Below are 15,948 nucleotides of genomic sequence, written 5' to 3'. Positions count from 1 at the left end.
CTGACCAAACTCCCAGCAGGTTACCGGGTGGTCGCGGCGCGGCGTCGTGTCACCGTGCCCGGCCGGCTCCGATGTCCGCAGTCGACGCCAGTGGGGCGTGCGGGTCGCGCGCGGCTTCCGGCCCGTGACGTCGATGCCCGATGATGGTCACCGCCAGAGACACGAGGGCGGCCACGGCACCGAACCCGAACATCACCGGATACGTGATGGCCACCCACGTCTCCGAGATCCACGCCAAGACCGCAGGCACGGCGAAGCCCAGGTACGTCACGCCGTAGTAGACCGCCGTGAGTCCGGCGAGGTCGTCTGGACCGGCGATGCGCTGCACCTCGAGGAGACCGGCGATCATCGCCATGCCGTAACCACATCCGAGCAGCGTCGATGCCAGCAGCGCGACCCAGACGGTCAGCACGTGGGCGGCCACCGCCGCGAGGACCATCCCGGCCACCAGCACCACCAGGGCGACGACGACCCCGCGGACACTTCCCGGCCGGTCGATCCGCCGCCCCAGAGACTGGATGCCAAAGCCCGCGGTCAGGCCGAGAACGCAGCAGAGGCCGGCGAACGCGATCGGCGCTCCCGCGGTGCGCGCGGACATGAGGGCGGGGACGATCGCATAACCCGACGCCGCGGCACCGAACACCCAGGGTGCGAGCGGCATCACGACGAACAGGAACCGGCGATGCCCCGCGGACGGGATGCGCAGGTCGTCACGCAGACGGCCCGGAGCAGCCTGCCGGAGACGCGTCTCCGGTACCAGCACGATCAGGTTCGCCGCCACGACCGCGACGCCGATGTTGATCAGGTACGGCAGGACGTGCGGCCAGGGCCCCCACTGCGCGAGCACACCGGCCACGCCCGCGCCGACGCCGAACCCGGCGGTGAGGCTCATCGCCGCACGGCCGGCACCGGCACCGGTGCGCGCGCCGTCACGGTCGGAGAGTTCCTTGATCCAGCTGCCGCCGACGGCCATCGACAGGCCCAGCGCGATGCCGCTGCACACGCGTCCGGCGGTCAGCAGTGCCACCGACTCCGATCCCGCGGCGAGCAATCCCGAACCGACAGCCGCGAACAGCGGAGCGGGCAGCATGAGCGGTCGTCGACCCAGCCGGTCCGAGAGCGGACCACCGATCAGCAGAGCGGGCACGATGCCCAGGACGTATGCGAACAGCAGCGCGTCGACGACCACCGGCGACAGGTCGGAGATCTGCCGGTACATCACCAGCAGCGGAGTGAACTCGTTGCCGCCCCACGCGGTGGTGAACACCGCGAGCGCGACGGCAGGCCAACCGAAGCGGGCGCGTTCGGCGCTCACGAATTCGCTCCCGACGAGTCATCGCCAGGGAGGTCATGGACCGCGGCGAGGTGTCGAGCGAGCTGGTGGTCGAAACGCTCGGGGTCACCGGCCTCGATCGCCTCCAGGAGGGCCTGGTGGTCGTCGAGGATACGAGCCGCCACGCGTGCGTCCCGATGCACGGAAGCCGTCGTCATGCGACGGTGCCGTTCCCCCAGCGTCGAATAGAAACCGGACAGGAGCGGGTTGTCACCGGCCGCCGCGATGAGCTGATGGAACTCGGCGTCGATGCGTGCGAACTGCGGCATGTCGACGGCGTCGGCCCGGCGGTGGGCGGCGAGATTCTCGCGCAGGCGGACAACGAGGTCGGCGGCCGCGGCCGGGCGGGCCACCACGGATCGAACGGCGTGCCGCTCCAGGAGCAGGCGGGCGTCGACGACGTCGCGGGTCTCCCGGTCGCCGATCGGGACCACGAGAGCACCGCGCTTCGGGTAGAGACGCATCCAGCCTTCCGTCTCCAGACGCAGGAATGCCTCACGCACCGGGGTGCGACTCACTGCGCACTTCGCGGCGATCTCACCCTCGCTGATCAGCTCACCGCCGGCAATCTCGTTTGTGAGAATTTGCTCTTTGACCTCGGCATATACCCGTTCAGCAGCGGATTCAGCGGTCGCATGCGACATAGACACAAGTTGTACCTTACCAATGATCATTGAGGTCTTCACCTGGGCCGACCCACCTTCCGCGTCAATCCCAGACGGTGAGACACTTAATGCGGCCGTAACGAGCGTCACCCCGCTCACACGCGCCCGGCCCGCCTCCGCTGAGCGCACCTCGCTCGCGTCGATGCGGATCACTTCTAGCTCGCGGGCAGCGTGGCCGGCGAGACGATGCAACCCGCATATTTCGCGGCATTCCAGGAGGACCCGTGACGAGCACGGAGGACACACGTATGGGTGAGACCCCCTACACCGAACCCACGATCGCCGATCACCCCATCACCGACGAAGAGATCTTCTTGGCGCATGTCGGCGGCAAACTCTCGGTGGAGCTGCGCGCACCCATCGACACCCAGCGCGACCTGTCGATCGCCTACACCCCGGGCGTGGCCCAGGTGTCGCGCGCGATCGACACCGACGCCACCCTGGTGAACAAGTACACCTGGACCGATCGCCTGGTGGCCGTCGTCAGTGACGGATCGGCAGTTCTGGGACTCGGCGACATCGGCCCGCGCGCCTCGCTGCCGGTCATGGAGGGCAAGTCCGCGCTGTTCCGCAGCTTCGCCGGGCTCAACTCGATCCCGATCGTGCTCGACACCCAGGATCCTGACGAGATCGTCGAGACCCTCATCCGGCTGCGTCCGAGCTTCGGCGCCGTGAACCTCGAGGACATCTCCGCGCCCCGCTGCTTCGAGATCGAACGTCGCGTCATCGAGGCCCTCGACTGCCCGGTCATGCACGACGACCAGCACGGCACCGCGATCGTCGTCCTCGCCGCCCTCAAGGGCGCGACGACCCACCTCGGCCGCGACCTCGCCGACCTCAAGGTCGTGATCTCCGGCGCCGGAGCCGCGGGCGTCGCCTGCGCGAACATCCTTCTGGCAGTGGGTATCTCCGACGTCGTGGTGTTGGACTCCAAGGGCATCGTGTCCCAGGGTCGCGACGGACTGAACGAGTCGAAATCCGAGCTTGCCTCGCGCACCAACCCGCGCGGGCTGACCGGCGGCGCGGTCGAGGCGCTCGCCGGGGCCGATGTCTTCATCGGTGTGTCGGCGGGCCTCATCCCCGAAGAGCTCATCGCGTCGATGAACGACGATTCGATCGTCTTCGCGCTGTCGAACCCCGACCCGGAGATCCATCCGGAGGCCGCGGCCAAGTATGCCGCGATCGTCGCGACCGGCCGCAGCGACTTTCCGAACCAGATCAACAACGTGCTCGCCTTCCCCGGCGTCTTCAAGGGCGCCCTCGACGCCGGCGCACGCCGCATCAGCGAGGGCATGAAAATCGCTGCGGCAGAGGCCATCTTCTCGGTCGTCGCCGATGACCTGCGCGCCGATCGCATCGTGCCCAGCCCGCTCGACGACCGGGTCGCCCCGGCCGTCGCAGCGGCCGTCGCCGATGTCGCCCGTGCGGAGGGGCACTGCTCGTAGTCGAGGCCTCACCCACCCGAAAACCGCCCCTGAAAACCGCCCATCAGAAGCGACCCGATGACACATAACCGTCGGTCGCCCGCTGGAGGGCGGTTTTCAGGGGCGCTTTTCAGAGGCGCGTTTCGGCGCGGGCCGGCTACCAGCCCATCAGCGCGATCAGGGTCAGTAGTTCTGGTCCTGCCAGGTGCACAGGCACACCTCGTTGCCTTCCGCGTCGGCAAGCACCCAGAAGGCGGGAGCGTACTCGTCGGTGAGCAGTTGTCCGCCGGCGGTGATAGCGGCTTGCAGTCGCTCGTGGAGCTCGTCGGTGGGAATCCACAGGTCGACGTGCATTCGGCTGCGCTGCGGGCGCGGCTCGTCCATCTGCTGGAACCAGACGCTGGGCAGCCGGCCGGCTGGGTCGACAAGGTCGACGGGTTCGCGCTCAGTGGCGTCGCCGTAACCCAGCACCGCTTTCCAGAACGGCCGGATCGCCGGGATGTCGAGGGCGTCGATGGCCAGGTTGAACTGGGTCACCGGCGCGGTGGCCGGTTCAAGACCGAGGTCTGCGGCGATACCGGTGATCCGGTTCGCCAGCGCGACATCGGCTTCCGTGAGCTGATGCGCACTGTGCGTGGTCAGCACGAGATGCACTGTGCCGTAGCGGAGGTCTATGTCCGGGTGGTGATTCGCCTCCTCGGCGGCGTCGATGATCTTCGCGACGAACTCACCGCCGCGCACCATCGAGCCGGTCGTGTAGGCGGCGGCGAGCCTGTCGGCGATGACGCGCCAGGGATCGGCCACCATCTCGGCGGCCTGGGCGGTGGTGAGCGGTGAGCGGGTTGAGCCGGTCATACCGCCCCATGCTGCCCGCTTCACCGGTTTTGCGAAAGGGTGGGCGCGGTTCAGCTCCGATTGGTGGTCGCCGCGGCGAGTGTTGCGATCGCTTGGTGTGTCGCCGAGAGGAAGCCGCGACGCGCGTCTTGGTCGAGGGCGGTACCCGCGCCGATGACGGGGTCGTAGTCGAGGCCGATCACGCCACCGACCGCCCCCGACACCACATTGACCAACATGTCGGCGAGCCCGTCGTTATGGGTGGCCGGTGTCTGTGAGGAGATGACGACGATCGTCTTCTCGAGTACGCCTGCCCGGTCCCATTCGGCGAAAACGACGCGGGCGCGGTTGAGCAGGTCGGGTCGCGCGGCGATGACAAGAACCGGAGTGAGGTTCGGGAGGTCGTCTTCGGCGAGCTCGGGCAGCAGCGTGAGCGGGTGCGCGCCGGCGTCGACGACGGGAACCGCGCCCTGCCGCCACGTTTCGACGACGGCGTCGGTGGCCGTCGCATCATCGGGCGGGAGCCAGAGTCCGGTCCCCGACGCCGTGCGGAGCAGTTCCTGATTCCCCGAACCACGCAGTCGCAGCTCGATGTCGCAATCGTTGCCCGAGGCGTCCACCCACCATGAGAGCAACCCGAGCGTCGACGACGCCCGATGCTCGGCAAGCAAAGCCGAAACAACCGATGTCCCAACGCCGCCGGCTGTCCCGCACACGACGACGGCCCGCTCGGCCCAGGCCTGCGGGTCGCCGTCGCGTGGGGTGGTTGGGTTGGTCATCTGGAGTTAGGGAACGAGCATGTAGATGGTCGAACCGTAACCGGACGGAACTCGAACCGGGCTGTTGGGCGAGAAGCCACCGAAGCCCAGACTGGCCGGACCTGAACCTGTGTTGATCTCCCACACCTTCTTCTCGCCCGCACGTGGGCCGAACGACGCGGTAACCCACTTTTCCAGGTTGTAGCCCCGAATGCTGGTGTAGTAGTTACCGAACAGCACTCGACAATTCGGATTTCGCTTCCAACTCGCCCCAGCCCCGGTGAACCCGTGCGAGCGCACCGTGACCCTGACGACGCCACGCTTGCCCTTGGGTGCACCCAGCGTGACATTGACCGCGCCTCGGCAGTACGAGTGGTCACCGAAAATTCCGAAGTTATAGCCGGTAGGCGAAACCTGGGGAATCGGAGCCGCTCCCGCCTGAACGGCGTTAACACTACAGAGGACGGCCGCCACGGCGAGCGCGGTAAACAACGCGAAGATCTTCGTCATCACAATACCTTTCGATAGGCCCAGAAGAGTTGAATAGAGCGACTACGGCACCAGCATGAAGAATGCAGGACCAGCCGGCGCTTGAGGAACACGAACGGCACTGTTGACGGCATAGGTGGTGATACCTACCGTCGCCGGGCCCGAGCCAGTCACAACTTCCCATACCTTCTTGTGGCCACGCTCAGGTCCGAATGATCCGGTCGTCCACTTCTCCAGGTCCAACCCTCTGACGCTCGTGAAGGCAGATCGGAATAAAAAGCGGCAATTGGGGTTTCGAACCCAGCTCGGGCCCTGACCCGAGAACCCGTGGGAAGTCGCGGTGACCCGGACGACCCCGCGCTTATTGGGCGCGGCGTCGACTTTGTATGTAATCGCACCGCGACAGAACGAATGGTCGCCGAATGTGCCGAACGTCGTACCGTTGGTACTGAAGTTCTGCATCGGAGCAGCGGATGCGTGCCCTGCGCCGAGCAAGACACTGAACAGGGCAACTACCGCAACGCAAATTGCCACCACTGGCTTCTTCATCTCACACTCTCTTCATCGGTACACAGATTTTCGACACTAGTTTCACGCCTCACAAATCATTGCCTTAGCGAGCTGCTGTCGTCATCTTCTTTTGGCCACAACACGTCACTACCCGGGACGGCATTCTTGAGACTTTCAGATTGCGCCCGTGTCCAGTCACGGACTGACTTCTCAGCATGCGGACCCAGCACTGCGTAGGGCAAACGCGCCTGCACGCCTGACCATTTGAACGTCGACGCACCGACCCGCGCGTCTACGTCGCCGCGGTGGTTCACCACATAGTCGACAGCAGGGAGCCCCGAAAGACGTGCCTGGTCCGATGGCAAATGAAACTCGAACTGATTCGGTCCATATTCCGGCAGCGCATGACGCGGGCCGTTCTGGCGCCATGGCTCGTCAGGGTTCGCACCCGGATCTCCGGCTCCGAGCGAGTACGCGAGCAATCCGCCAGCAGTACCGCCGATGGCAAATCCGAGCGCTGCGCCGGCAGCGCCAACACCGATGCCCCCGATTGCAGCACCCGCACCAGCACCTATCGCTGCCCCGGGTCCGCCAAGGGCGTAGTACGGAGGCAACGAACCAACAATAAGCCCGGTAACCGCGCCAACTCCCGCTCCCCCGACCGCCCCCACAACCGCCGACGGAATACCAAGCGCGACAGCACCAGCGGTACCACCGGCCATCACACCGATGATCGTCGCCGCGGCACGACGAGTGGCCTCATCCTCAGGAACACCAGCAGAAATCAGACCCTGCGCAATCTTGGCCTCACCATAAGCCGACCACGCATTGATCGAGTTCACATCCCGCTTCGACATGCCCTCCGGAATGTCGGTGACAAAGTTGCCCACACGAATCTTCTCCGGCGGCGGCGCAATCGGCCGAACCGGCGGAGCAACACGAGGAGCCACCCGATTGTTGATCAACGGCGTATACGGCTCGTCATACGACTGCGACCCCGGCGCGGTGTACGCCTGATACGGCGCCTCCACCGGCGGACCCGGAATACTACCCGGACCAGGCACCACAACAGGCTCCACATTCGCCTCGGCACCCGCACCGACACCCGGAGTCACATCACCCGGACTCGTACCGCCCTGACTCGGAGCGGTATCGGTCGGATCAGTACCACCCTGCTCCGGAACCGCAAACGCCGCACCGGTTCCCGCAGTGATCGACACCGCAACCACCGCCGACGTCACCGACAACAACGGACCACTCGGCACACGACGCTTACGATGCCGACCCCGACTGTGACTCATTCTCATCTACCTCTCTAGGCGCCCGGACAGGCTGGGCGGTAACTCATTCGACCGAGCGGATGGACTGGATGTAGGACTTGCCGCCGGTGGTCGTCGTGCGAATGACCTGGCGATAGGTGATGGGCGCGGCGTCGGGCTGCAGTTCGGTGAGCACCACCGAGTACTCGCCCGGTCCGCGATCGGCGACCGTCAGACAGTGCTTGGTCCCCAGCGGCCGCTGGTTGATGTACTGCTGCATCACGTACTCGGATGCGACCGCCCCCGGTACGGCGACTGCACGCGCCGCCTTAGCCGACCGCAGTACGTAGTAGGCGTGGTTGAACGCGCGAATCGCCCCGGCGCCCGACTCCTGATTCCCGGCGTCGTCACCGTCGGACACCGTGGTCCCGGCACCCACCGGACGCTGCGTGCACGCCGCCTCACTGGCGACCGGAGGTGTCGATGCGCCGCCAGGTGTCGAGGTCGAGTCAACACTCGGCGTCAAGGCGACTGACGGTTCGTCCGCGTCGCCTCCCGCCACGAGGATCACGCCCGCGACTGTGGCGACAATCACAAATAATGCTGCTGCCACACCGGCGATCCACAGTCGCGAACCGAGTCGTGCACGAACGACCCCCGCCCGGCTGGACGCACCGCCACGCTTGGCACGTACCGACTTCTCCGCATCCGCCAAGAATGCTTCGAGGTCGGAGGATGACCGGGGTGCGACCGTCTCAATTGTGGTGACCGGCGCTCGATCTGGTTGCTCGACGGGGCCCACGGGACGCTCGAGAACCGCCACCGCCGAGGAAGATGTGGCGTCGTGAACTGCGTCGACTGATCGGTATCGAGCCAGGTGAGCGGCCAGATCGGCTGCGGGAGTCGCATCGACGGCGGGCATCGGCGGAACGTCGGCAAACCACAGTGCGGGAGCGCGCGGCGGCACCAAAGATCCCTCCCCCCGGCCGGTGATCATGTCGTCGTTCAGTTGCGCTCAACGACAGCACGACGCAGGGGGTCCCCCCGAACACGTCGGCATTGCCGTCGCTGACCTCGGGCAACCTTACAACAGCTCTCAGGAACGTCTCAGCTGTCGTCCACAGGGGCGACAGGCCCCGAACACCGCCCTACGCACGGTCGTTGCGGTGGCTATCGTCGAAGACGTGCTTCTCACGGCCGCAGTTGTCCGCGGGGTCGCCGACGGAACCGTCGACCTCGCCTTTCGGCGATGGGGTCATGCCCGCATACGTCCCGGTTCGAGCTTCATCGCACAGACGCACGTGATCGAGGTGACCTCGCTCGAACGCGTCGACCCCGAGCGGATCTCCGAGCAGGAAGCGCGCCGGGCGGGATTCGACGACGCCGATGCCCTACGGGCGACCCTGTGCGTAAACGTCCACAATCCGACCTACCGCATCGGCCTGCAGTGCATCGGCGAAGACCCGAGGATCGCTCTGCGCGCCGACGACAATCTCTCCGACGACGATGTCGCCGAGATACGGACCCGTCTCGATCGCATGGACGCACGCTCCAAGCGCGGGCAGTGGACACGCGAGGTCCTGGACCTCATCGGACGCAGGCCCGGCGTCGTCTCGACCGATCTCGCTGCCGAACTCGGCAGGGACAGAGAAGGTTTGAAGCAGGACATCACCAAGCTCAAGACGATGGGGCTGACCGACAGCCTCGTCGTCGGGTACGAGTTGTCGCCGCGCGGCGTCGAATTCCTCCGTCGCGACACCTGACGACAGTCACCGAAGCGCCGTGGACGAGAACAACATCGGCGACAATCCGTTCATGAACCGCATCCGATCCGGAGTCGTGTCGGCCATGAGCGCGGTGGCGGTGTGCCTGTCCTTGGCCGCAGGCACCGCGCACGCCGCACCGTTCCCGGTATCCACCGACGCGACGACCGCCATCGCCACGCGCTATCTGAGCCCGGCATCGGAGTCGCCTGCCGGCGCCAACCGCTTCGACTGTCGCGACCGCTCCGGGCGACACCCTGTGGTGCTGTTGCACGCGACCGCCATGAACCAGAGCGCGAACTGGGCCTACCTGGCCCCGACCCTGGCCAACGCGGGCTACTGCGTCTTCAGCCTGACCTACGGTCAGACCAGTTGGAGCGGTAACACCGGCGGCCTGGGGAACAAGGAGCGGTCCGCACGCGCGGTCTCGGCCTTCGTCGGGCGGGTCCTGGCGGCCACCGGCGCTGCGAAGGTCGACTTCGTCGGCCACAGCCAGGGCGGCGCGATCGCCCAACTCGTCACCCAGCTTCCCGGCCGCGCCGATCAGGTGGGCACCATCGTCGGACTGTCGGCGTCGAACCGCGGATACTCACGCGTCGGCGCGATCACCGACCGGTTGCCCGCACGCGCTCCCGGTCAGAGCTACTGGGGTCCGAGACATCCCTCGATCGAGTACGTCAATCTGGCGACCCGGTTCGACGAGATCTCGACGCCATACGTGCTCACGCTCATGCCTCCGGGGCCGAACGTCACGAACACGGTGGTCCAGGACGTGTGCCCGTCGTCGAGGATCGGTCACGTCGGCATGGCCTACTCCCCGACCGTCGCCGCGCTGGTCCGCAACGCCCTCGACCCCGCTCATCGGGTCCCGATGGTGTGTGGGCCCGACTTCCCGTTCTGATTCACACGCAGCCGTCCGAAATGAGGTCGGACGCGATCTGATTCCGTCCAGGCGACCTCGATCGAAGTCGCGTCGACGAACCGGAGTCGCGTGCGACCTCGTTTCCGAACCGCAGGCCGACGACCAACCTCCGCCGACCCGAGTTTTGCTCGTTCCCCGGCGCTCGCTAGACTCGTCTGCGCTGCCTCGCGCAGTACGCCGCCCTAGCTCAGTCGGTAGAGCAATTCACTCGTAATGAATAGGTCAGGGGTTCGATTCCCCTGGGCGGCTCCACTTGGACCAGGCGATTCGCTCTCGAGCGGATCGCTTTCGTCGTCGACCGCAGCACCTCACCACCGAGCCCGTTCAGCCACTGCTTGCGAGGTGGTGGTGGACGAAGGTGATCGCCATCGCGCCATCCCCGACTGCCGACGCCACTCGTTTCACCGAGTTGCGACGCACATCTCCTGCGGCGAAGAAGCCGGGCACCGACGTCTCGAGATAGAACGGGGCACGGTCCAGCGGCCAGTCCGATGTCGGCAGGTCGGGACCGGTGATGACGAACCCGTGGTCGTCCCGGGCGATCGGTGTGCCGGCCGCCCACTCGGTGGCCGGGTCACCGCCGATGCAGACGAACAACCGCTGCGTCTCGACGACCTCGACTTCTCCGGTGCGGGAGTCCTCGATGTGGATGGCGGTCAGCCCCTTGCCTCCCTCGAGACCGACAACTCGCGCATCGGTTCTGATGTCGACGTTCGGTTGTCGCGCAACACGCTCCTCGAGATAGCTCGACAGCGTGGCGGACAGCGTCTGACCGCGCACCAGCATGGTGACGCGTTTGGCGAACGACGACAGGTTCATCGCCGCCTGACCGGCCGAGTTGCCTCCGCCGACGACGAACACCTCGAGATCGCTACACGTGGGCGCCTCGCTGGTGCCCGCGCCGTAGAACAGGCCGGACCCGATGAACTCTTCCTCCCGATCGAGTCCGAGCCGCCGCCATTCGACCCCGGTTGCGCACACGCTGGCCCGAGCGACGACGGTCGTCCCGTCGCCGAGCGTCGTGTGCACCCGCCCGTCCGCGAAACGTGTGCTGAGCCCGTCACGCATCAACAGCAGTTCGGCGCCGAACTCGACCGCCTGCTGACGAGCGCGCTCGGCCAGATCGCCACCGGAGATACCGCCCGGGAATCCGAGGTAGTTCTCGATCAGACTGCTGTAACCGGCCTGCCCGCCCACCGCTTCACGTTCCAGGACAGCGACACTCAGTCCCTCCGAAGCCGCGTACACGGCCGCGGACAGTCCCGCCGGACCCGCCCCGTAGATCGACACGTCGTACTCCTGGAGCTTCGGGTCACTGACCCACCCCAGCCGGGCCGCGATCTCCGCGACCGACGGAGCCCGCAGACGGGTTCCGTCCGGCAGGTCGACGATGGGCAGACCCGCATCGGCCAGCGACAACCCGAGCAGGTGCGTGCAGTCGTCGTCGGTGTCGATGGGCGTCCACGTGAACCGGACAACACTGCGACTCAGGAAGTCTCGGATCTCGAAGGCATGACGACACTGGCTGCGTCCGTAGATCCGCACGACGATGCACGCGTGCATGGTGGCGCCGACGGGTCCGCGATCCGGCTTCTCACGAATCACCTTGTGCGGAAGCACCACACGATCGTCGATCATCGATCACTACCGCCGTTGGGTGAGCTGCTCGACCCAGTCCGCCGGCACCCTCGATCGCGGCCCGGGGACACCCTGGTCCGCGGGATGCGACGACGGCGCCGCGAGGACGGGGCCGGCGAACATCTCGCCGGTCGAGAAGTCGTAGAACCAGTCCTCCCCGGGTTCGAAACTCTGGATGACCGCGTGCCCGGTGTCGGCCGCGTGTCGAGAAGCGTGACGGTTCAGCGAATCGTCGCAGCAGCCGACGTGCCCACATTCGGCGCAACGCCGCAGGTGAAACCACCACGACCGGGCGGCCTCACATTCCACACAACCCGGCCCGCTGGGGCCCACCGAGGTGTCGATCGACTGATCGCTCATCATCAACTCCGTTCTCGCGCAACGTCGAAGGTCCGGGAAACCGGGCCGGCGGAATGGTGAGGGGTGGCCGTTCCGCCGGCCCGGAGCTGGGGTCACTCGGCGATGAACTTGAGGATGTCGGCGTCGAGTTCCTGCTGGTACTCACCGTAGATGCCATGGGGCGCACCGGGGTAGACCTTCAAGGTGCCGTTGCTGACGAGCTTGATGGTCTTCTCCGCCGCGGCCGCGATCGGCACGATCTGATCGTCGTCGCCGTGCGCGATCAGCATCGGCACGTCGATCGCCTTGAGGTCCTCGGTCTGATCGGTCTCGGAGAAGACCTTGACGCAGTCGTAGGCGGCCGAGAGATTGGCCATCATGCCCTGGCGCCAGAAATCGTCCTTGGCGCCCTGGGACACCTGTGCGCCGTCGCGATTGGCCCCGAAGAACGTCTCGGCGAGGTCCTTGTAGAACTGCGACCGGTCGGTCAACACCCCCTTGCGGATGCCGTCGAAGACCTCGATCGGGGTGCCTTCCGGGTTGTCCGCCGTCTGGAGCATCAGCGGAGGGACCGCGCCCGCGGTGATCACCTTGGCGACACGTCCCTTGCCGTACTTCGCCGTGTAACGCACCACCTCGCCACCGCCGGTCGAGTGTCCGATGACCACGAGGTCCTTCAGGTCGAGGGCCTCGACGAGTTCCGCCAGGTCCTTGGCGTAGGTGTCCATGTCGTGCCCCACAGCCGTTTTCGAGGATCGGCCGTGGCCGCGACGGTCATGCGCGATCGCGCGGTAGCCCGCGTCGGCGAGGAGCTTGAGCTCGACCTGCCACGCGTCCGACGACAGCGGCCAACCGTGGCTGAGGAGCACCGGCCGGCCGGAACCCTGCTCGGTGTAGTAGATCTCGGTTCCGTCGGTGGTCGTGATGAACGGCATGGAATCCTCCTGGTCAGCGCGTGTTCGCTTGACCTCAAGACTCGTCCGCCCGGGCGTCGGTGTCGTCGATGCTGCCCGCAAACACGACCGGATGCTGGCCGGTGGTTCCCGTTACCGGCTAGCCGGTATCGACACCCGGCGAACCGGCCACCGGTATCGCGGCACGGATGGTGGTGCCGCCACCGGGCGGGCTCGCGACGGAGAACTCGCCCTCGACGGCCTCCACGCGGTCGCGCAACCCGAGAAGGCCCGATCCCCCTGCGAGATCGGCGCTTCCGATGCCGTCGTCGACCACCGACAGCACCAGGAGACCGTCGTCGACGTGCGCGGAGATCACCACCTCGGTCGCCCGCGCATACTTCGCGGTGTTGGTCAGCGCCTCGGCCACCACGTAGTAGGCGGCCACCTCGACGGCTTCGGGCAACCTGCCGTCGATCGAGGCGGTCAACGAGGCGGGCACCGGCGACCGCCGGGCCAGCGTTTTCAAGGCGGGCCCGAGGCCGCCGCGGGAGAGGATGGCGGGATGGATACCCCGGGACAACTCCTGCAGGTCCCGGTGTATCTGAGCCAGCGAATCGATCAGTCCGTCCAACCTGTCGCGCACTGCGTTCTGCTCCGGCGGGATGACGGACTGCACGGCGCGGATGTCGAGGCCCAGGGACACGATCCGTTGCTGCGCACCGTCGTGCAGGTCCCGCTCGATGGAACGTCTCGCCTGGTCGGCCGCGGCGATGACGCGTGCACGTGACCGCGCCATCGATGCTCGGGACTCGCTGTTGTAGACCGCGGTGGCCACCAGATCCGAGAAGTCCGAGAGCCGCAGCCGAAGATCCGTCGGGGCGGCTCGATGAGTCGTGCCGACGATGACCGCTCCCCACGGCCGATCGTCGACCGTGATCGGAACACCGATGCCGAACCGTATTCCACGCTCCGTCAGCCGATCACCGATGGGCCCGGTGGCCTCGGCATAGTCGAGGGTCGCCGCCGAACCGGTCCGCGCGACCAGCGTCGACACGTTGTTCCCGCCCAGCGTCAACCGCTCCCCCGTGGTCACCGCGACCGAATCCCCATCGGCACCGTCATCGCGTGCGGCAAGGATCTCGCAGTCGCCGTCGGGAGTGAACCGTACAGCGGTGACATGCTCGACGCCGAGTTCGTCGGCGAGTTCGGCGGTGACGGCCCGACATACTTCGGACGGTTCGGCGCGCGCGGCGACCAGGGTTGCGACACGGCGAAGCGCGGCCTGTTGGCGACCCAGGGCGACCGTGCGTTCGTACAGTTCCTCACGATCGCGCGACGCCGCCAGGAGCGCCTCGAGACTGGGCACCATACGTGCAACCCTGCGCCGGCCGGCGGCGTCGAGATCTGCGGGCACGAGGAGTGAGCCGACGGACCGGCCGTCGTCGAGCAGGGGAATCCGACGTCGGCCCAACGTATGGCGGGCCTCCGGTTCGGCGAGGACCGCGCCCGGAGGTGGCAGTTCGAGCACGCTGCTCAGTCGCGCGCTCGCCGCCGTCAGTGCCTCCGGGAGGTCGGCGGCACGCAGTACCGTTCGCGCCAGCGCGGCCGACAGGTCCGCCTCGCGGCGGCGCTGTTCGGATTCCAGTGCCCGAGATCGGGATTGGCCGACGAGCAAGTTGGTGAGCAGGGCGAGAACGAGGAACACCACGACGGCGGGTGCGAAACTCTCGCTGCTCTCGCTGACGTGGAACCAGACGTATGCCCCTGCGCTGGCGAGCGAGGTCGCGACTGCGAGACCGAATCCCCAGCCGGCGGAGACCACCAGCACGCCGAACAGGAAGATCGCACCGAACGCGTTCTCGGGCGACACGTGCTTGAGCAACCGCACGATTCCCACCTCGCACGCGATGAGCACGATCGCCGTCACGACTCCCCAGCGGAGCGGCGGAGGCGTCGGACGGACAACGATCGCGGCAACTCGATCCCACCACGGTCCCCGGTCGGAGTTCCCGCTAGCAGGAATGTCCCGCTCATCGATATCTGACACGCTCGACAGTATGAATGCCGCCCCTCTGCGCTGCCTCATCGTCGACGACAGCGCCGACTTCCGCGCCTCGGCGCGTGACATGCTCGAAGCCGGCGGCATCTCGGTCATCGCGACGGCGTCGACGCTCGACGACGCGGTTCGCGAAACCCGATCCACTCGGCCCGATCTCGCGCTCGTCGACATCGACCTCGGCGGAGAGAGCGGCTTCGACGTCGTCGAGGCCCTCCACGAGCTGGACGCAGACCCCACGCCTGCCATCGTCCTGGTGTCGACGCATGACGAGGACGAGTTCGCCGACATGATCGACGCCAGTCCGGCGGTCGGGTTCCTGCCGAAGTTCGCGCTGTCGGCCGACCGCATACGTCAGCTGCTCGCCGGCCGGAGGTGATCCGGTCGGGCCACGGCCCGCTCAGGCCGTGGCGTCGAGGAAGAGGATGACGGCCCGAACCCGTCGGTGGTCGTCGGCGGTGTCGGCCAGATCGAACTTCGTGAGAATGCTGCGCACGTGCTTCTCCACCGTGCCCTCGGTGATCCACAGGCGGCGGCCGATCCCGGCATTGGACAACCCCTCGGCCATCAGGGTCAGGACTTCTCGTTCCCGCGCGCTCAGCACCTCGAGGGGATCGTTGCGTCGCCGCGCTGCGACGAGCTCGTGGACCAGCGCCGGGTCCATCACCGTCGCCCCACCGGCGATGCGGTGCACGGTGTCGACGAAGTCATCGACGTCGGTGACCCGGGTCTTGAGCAGGTAACCGATCCCCCTGCCGCTCTCGAGCAACTCCAGAGCCTGGTCGACGTCGACGTGCGCGGACAGCACCAGGATCGCCTCGGCCACGACGGTCAGCAGATCCTCGGCGTCGCCTGCCCGTCCGACCACGTCGAATCCGGCAGTCGTCAGCAGACTTGCCAGCCCTTCGCGCAGCAGGACGTCGTCGTCGGCCAGCACGACCCGAACAGCCACGTCAGCAGCCCTCGGTACAACGGCACAACACAGTCGACGCACGACGATGGCCGATCTCGGTCGGGGTCCGGGCCCGGAGTGTCATGCGCGCTCCTTCGTGACGCTCGGCG

The 15,948-nt window shown here is 66.9% G+C and carries 17 protein-coding genes and 1 tRNA gene; 5 read left to right on the top strand and 13 right to left on the bottom strand.

All coding sequences use genetic code 11. From position 1 onward, the window contains the following. Positions 1–49 precede the first annotated feature (49 nt). Together MAY35_RS13120 and MAY35_RS13115 are read right to left on the bottom strand one after the other, a co-directional pair. Positions 50–1,315: an MFS transporter gene (locus MAY35_RS13120; RefSeq protein ID WP_238421730.1), complete on the bottom strand. Its 1,266-nt coding sequence runs from the start codon at positions 1,313–1,315 to the stop codon at positions 50–52. Then, positions 1,312–1,977: a GntR family transcriptional regulator gene (locus tag MAY35_RS13115; RefSeq protein WP_238421887.1), complete on the bottom strand. Its 666-nt coding sequence runs from the start codon at positions 1,975–1,977 to the stop codon at positions 1,312–1,314. Before MAY35_RS13115 ends, MAY35_RS13120 begins: the two co-directional genes overlap by 4 nt. 269 nt (positions 1,978–2,246) lie before the next feature. On the opposite strand from MAY35_RS13115, the gene MAY35_RS13110 reads away from it, so the two are divergent. After that, positions 2,247–3,443 carry an NADP-dependent malic enzyme gene (locus MAY35_RS13110; protein ID WP_238421729.1) on the top strand — a complete coding sequence of 399 codons (1,197 nt, stop codon included), beginning with the start codon at positions 2,247–2,249 and terminating at the stop codon, positions 3,441–3,443. A 162-nt stretch (positions 3,444–3,605) separates the two neighbouring features. Here the strand turns inward: MAY35_RS13110 and MAY35_RS13105 are convergent, their stop codons facing one another. Genes MAY35_RS13105 through MAY35_RS23435 form a run of 6 tightly spaced genes read right to left on the bottom strand, consistent with a single transcriptional unit; the run spans position 3,606 to position 8,242 of the window. Continuing rightward, a complete protein-coding gene (locus tag MAY35_RS13105) occupies positions 3,606–4,277 on the bottom strand; it encodes a VOC family protein (RefSeq protein ID WP_238421728.1) in 672 nt (223 codons plus the stop codon). Positions 4,278–4,327: 50 nt separating this feature from the next. Further along, positions 4,328–5,035 carry a hypothetical protein gene (locus MAY35_RS13100; RefSeq protein WP_238421727.1) on the bottom strand — a complete coding sequence of 236 codons (708 nt, stop codon included), beginning with the start codon at positions 5,033–5,035 and terminating at the stop codon, positions 4,328–4,330. 6 nt (positions 5,036–5,041) lie between these two features. Then, on the bottom strand, positions 5,042–5,524 hold the full coding sequence (locus tag MAY35_RS13095) for an enoyl-CoA hydratase (RefSeq protein WP_238421726.1): 483 nt from the start codon (positions 5,522–5,524) through the stop codon (positions 5,042–5,044). Between the two features lie 42 nt (positions 5,525–5,566). Then, positions 5,567–6,052: an enoyl-CoA hydratase gene (locus MAY35_RS13090; RefSeq protein WP_238421725.1), complete on the bottom strand. Its 486-nt coding sequence runs from the start codon at positions 6,050–6,052 to the stop codon at positions 5,567–5,569. 56 nt (positions 6,053–6,108) lie between these two features. After that, complete coding sequence (locus MAY35_RS13085; protein ID WP_245404021.1) at positions 6,109–7,314, bottom strand: hypothetical protein; 1,206 nt, start codon at positions 7,312–7,314, stop codon at positions 6,109–6,111. Positions 7,315–7,357: 43 nt separating this feature from the next. Beyond that, on the bottom strand, positions 7,358–8,242 hold the full coding sequence (locus tag MAY35_RS23435) for a hypothetical protein (protein ID WP_374237953.1): 885 nt from the start codon (positions 8,240–8,242) through the stop codon (positions 7,358–7,360). Positions 8,243–8,456: 214 nt separating this feature from the next. Here MAY35_RS23435 and MAY35_RS13075 point away from each other — a divergent pair, with 214 nt between their 5' ends. From MAY35_RS13075 to MAY35_RS13065, 3 genes are all read left to right on the top strand, one after another. Beyond that, positions 8,457–9,035 carry a hypothetical protein gene (locus MAY35_RS13075; protein WP_238421885.1) on the top strand — a complete coding sequence of 193 codons (579 nt, stop codon included), beginning with the start codon at positions 8,457–8,459 and terminating at the stop codon, positions 9,033–9,035. Between the two features lie 52 nt (positions 9,036–9,087). Next, positions 9,088–9,936 (top strand): triacylglycerol lipase, encoded by an 849-nt coding sequence (locus MAY35_RS13070; protein WP_238421884.1) that lies wholly within the window; start codon positions 9,088–9,090, stop codon positions 9,934–9,936. A gap of 197 nt (positions 9,937–10,133) precedes the next feature. Continuing rightward, positions 10,134–10,209, top strand: a tRNA-Thr gene (locus MAY35_RS13065). 72 nt (positions 10,210–10,281) lie between these two features. Here MAY35_RS13065 and MAY35_RS13060 read toward each other — a convergent pair. The 4 genes from MAY35_RS13060 to MAY35_RS13045 all read right to left on the bottom strand — a co-directional run bounded on the left by MAY35_RS13060 (position 10,282) and on the right by MAY35_RS13045 (position 14,757). After that, positions 10,282–11,595, bottom strand: coding sequence for an NAD(P)/FAD-dependent oxidoreductase (locus MAY35_RS13060; RefSeq protein ID WP_238421723.1), 1,314 nt, complete (start codon positions 11,593–11,595; stop codon positions 10,282–10,284). Positions 11,596–11,601: 6 nt separating this feature from the next. Continuing rightward, on the bottom strand, positions 11,602–11,955 hold the full coding sequence (locus tag MAY35_RS13055; RefSeq protein ID WP_238421722.1) for a UBP-type zinc finger domain-containing protein: 354 nt from the start codon (positions 11,953–11,955) through the stop codon (positions 11,602–11,604). Between the two features lie 92 nt (positions 11,956–12,047). After that, a complete protein-coding gene (locus MAY35_RS13050; protein WP_238421721.1) occupies positions 12,048–12,869 on the bottom strand; it encodes an alpha/beta fold hydrolase in 822 nt (273 codons plus the stop codon). A 118-nt stretch (positions 12,870–12,987) separates the two neighbouring features. Next, positions 12,988–14,757 (bottom strand): ATP-binding protein, encoded by a 1,770-nt coding sequence (locus MAY35_RS13045; RefSeq protein WP_238421720.1) that lies wholly within the window; start codon positions 14,755–14,757, stop codon positions 12,988–12,990. A 130-nt stretch (positions 14,758–14,887) separates the two neighbouring features. Here MAY35_RS13045 and MAY35_RS13040 point away from each other — a divergent pair, with 130 nt between their 5' ends. After that, entirely contained in the window at positions 14,888–15,265 is a 378-nt protein-coding gene (locus MAY35_RS13040; RefSeq protein WP_238421719.1) for a response regulator transcription factor, read from the top strand. Between the two features lie 21 nt (positions 15,266–15,286). On the opposite strand, the gene MAY35_RS13035 is transcribed toward MAY35_RS13040, so the two are convergent. Further along, positions 15,287–15,838: a response regulator transcription factor gene (locus MAY35_RS13035; protein WP_238421718.1), complete on the bottom strand. Its 552-nt coding sequence runs from the start codon at positions 15,836–15,838 to the stop codon at positions 15,287–15,289. Between the last annotated feature and the right edge of the window lie 110 nt (positions 15,839–15,948).

Origin of the sequence: Gordonia sp. 'Campus', from assembly GCF_022206305.1 — a bacterium.
GTDB lineage: Bacteria > Actinomycetota > Actinomycetes > Mycobacteriales > Mycobacteriaceae > Gordonia.
This window is presented reverse-complemented; position numbering and strand designations above follow the sequence as displayed.

Bases quoted from the DNA above. Each gene is read 5' to 3' on its own strand.
- MAY35_RS13115 (WP_238421887.1), bottom strand. From the start codon at position 1,977: ATGTCGCATGCGACCGCTGAATCCGCTGCTGAACGGGTATATGCCGAG.
- MAY35_RS13110 (WP_238421729.1), top strand. From the start codon at position 2,247: ATGGGTGAGACCCCCTACACCGAACCCACGATCGCCGATCACCCCATC.
- MAY35_RS13105 (WP_238421728.1), bottom strand. From the start codon at position 4,277: ATGACCGGCTCAACCCGCTCACCGCTCACCACCGCCCAGGCCGCCGAG.
- MAY35_RS13100 (WP_238421727.1), bottom strand. From the start codon at position 5,035: ATGACCAACCCAACCACCCCACGCGACGGCGACCCGCAGGCCTGGGCC.
- MAY35_RS13095 (WP_238421726.1), bottom strand. From the start codon at position 5,524: ATGACGAAGATCTTCGCGTTGTTTACCGCGCTCGCCGTGGCGGCCGTC.
- MAY35_RS13090 (WP_238421725.1), bottom strand. From the start codon at position 6,052: ATGAAGAAGCCAGTGGTGGCAATTTGCGTTGCGGTAGTTGCCCTGTTC.
- MAY35_RS13085 (WP_245404021.1), bottom strand. From the start codon at position 7,314: ATGAGTCACAGTCGGGGTCGGCATCGTAAGCGTCGTGTGCCGAGTGGT.
- MAY35_RS13070 (WP_238421884.1), top strand. From the start codon at position 9,088: ATGAACCGCATCCGATCCGGAGTCGTGTCGGCCATGAGCGCGGTGGCG.
- MAY35_RS13060 (WP_238421723.1), bottom strand. From the start codon at position 11,595: ATGATCGACGATCGTGTGGTGCTTCCGCACAAGGTGATTCGTGAGAAG.
- MAY35_RS13055 (WP_238421722.1), bottom strand. From the start codon at position 11,955: ATGAGCGATCAGTCGATCGACACCTCGGTGGGCCCCAGCGGGCCGGGT.
- MAY35_RS13050 (WP_238421721.1), bottom strand. From the start codon at position 12,869: ATGCCGTTCATCACGACCACCGACGGAACCGAGATCTACTACACCGAG.
- MAY35_RS13040 (WP_238421719.1), top strand. From the start codon at position 14,888: ATGAATGCCGCCCCTCTGCGCTGCCTCATCGTCGACGACAGCGCCGAC.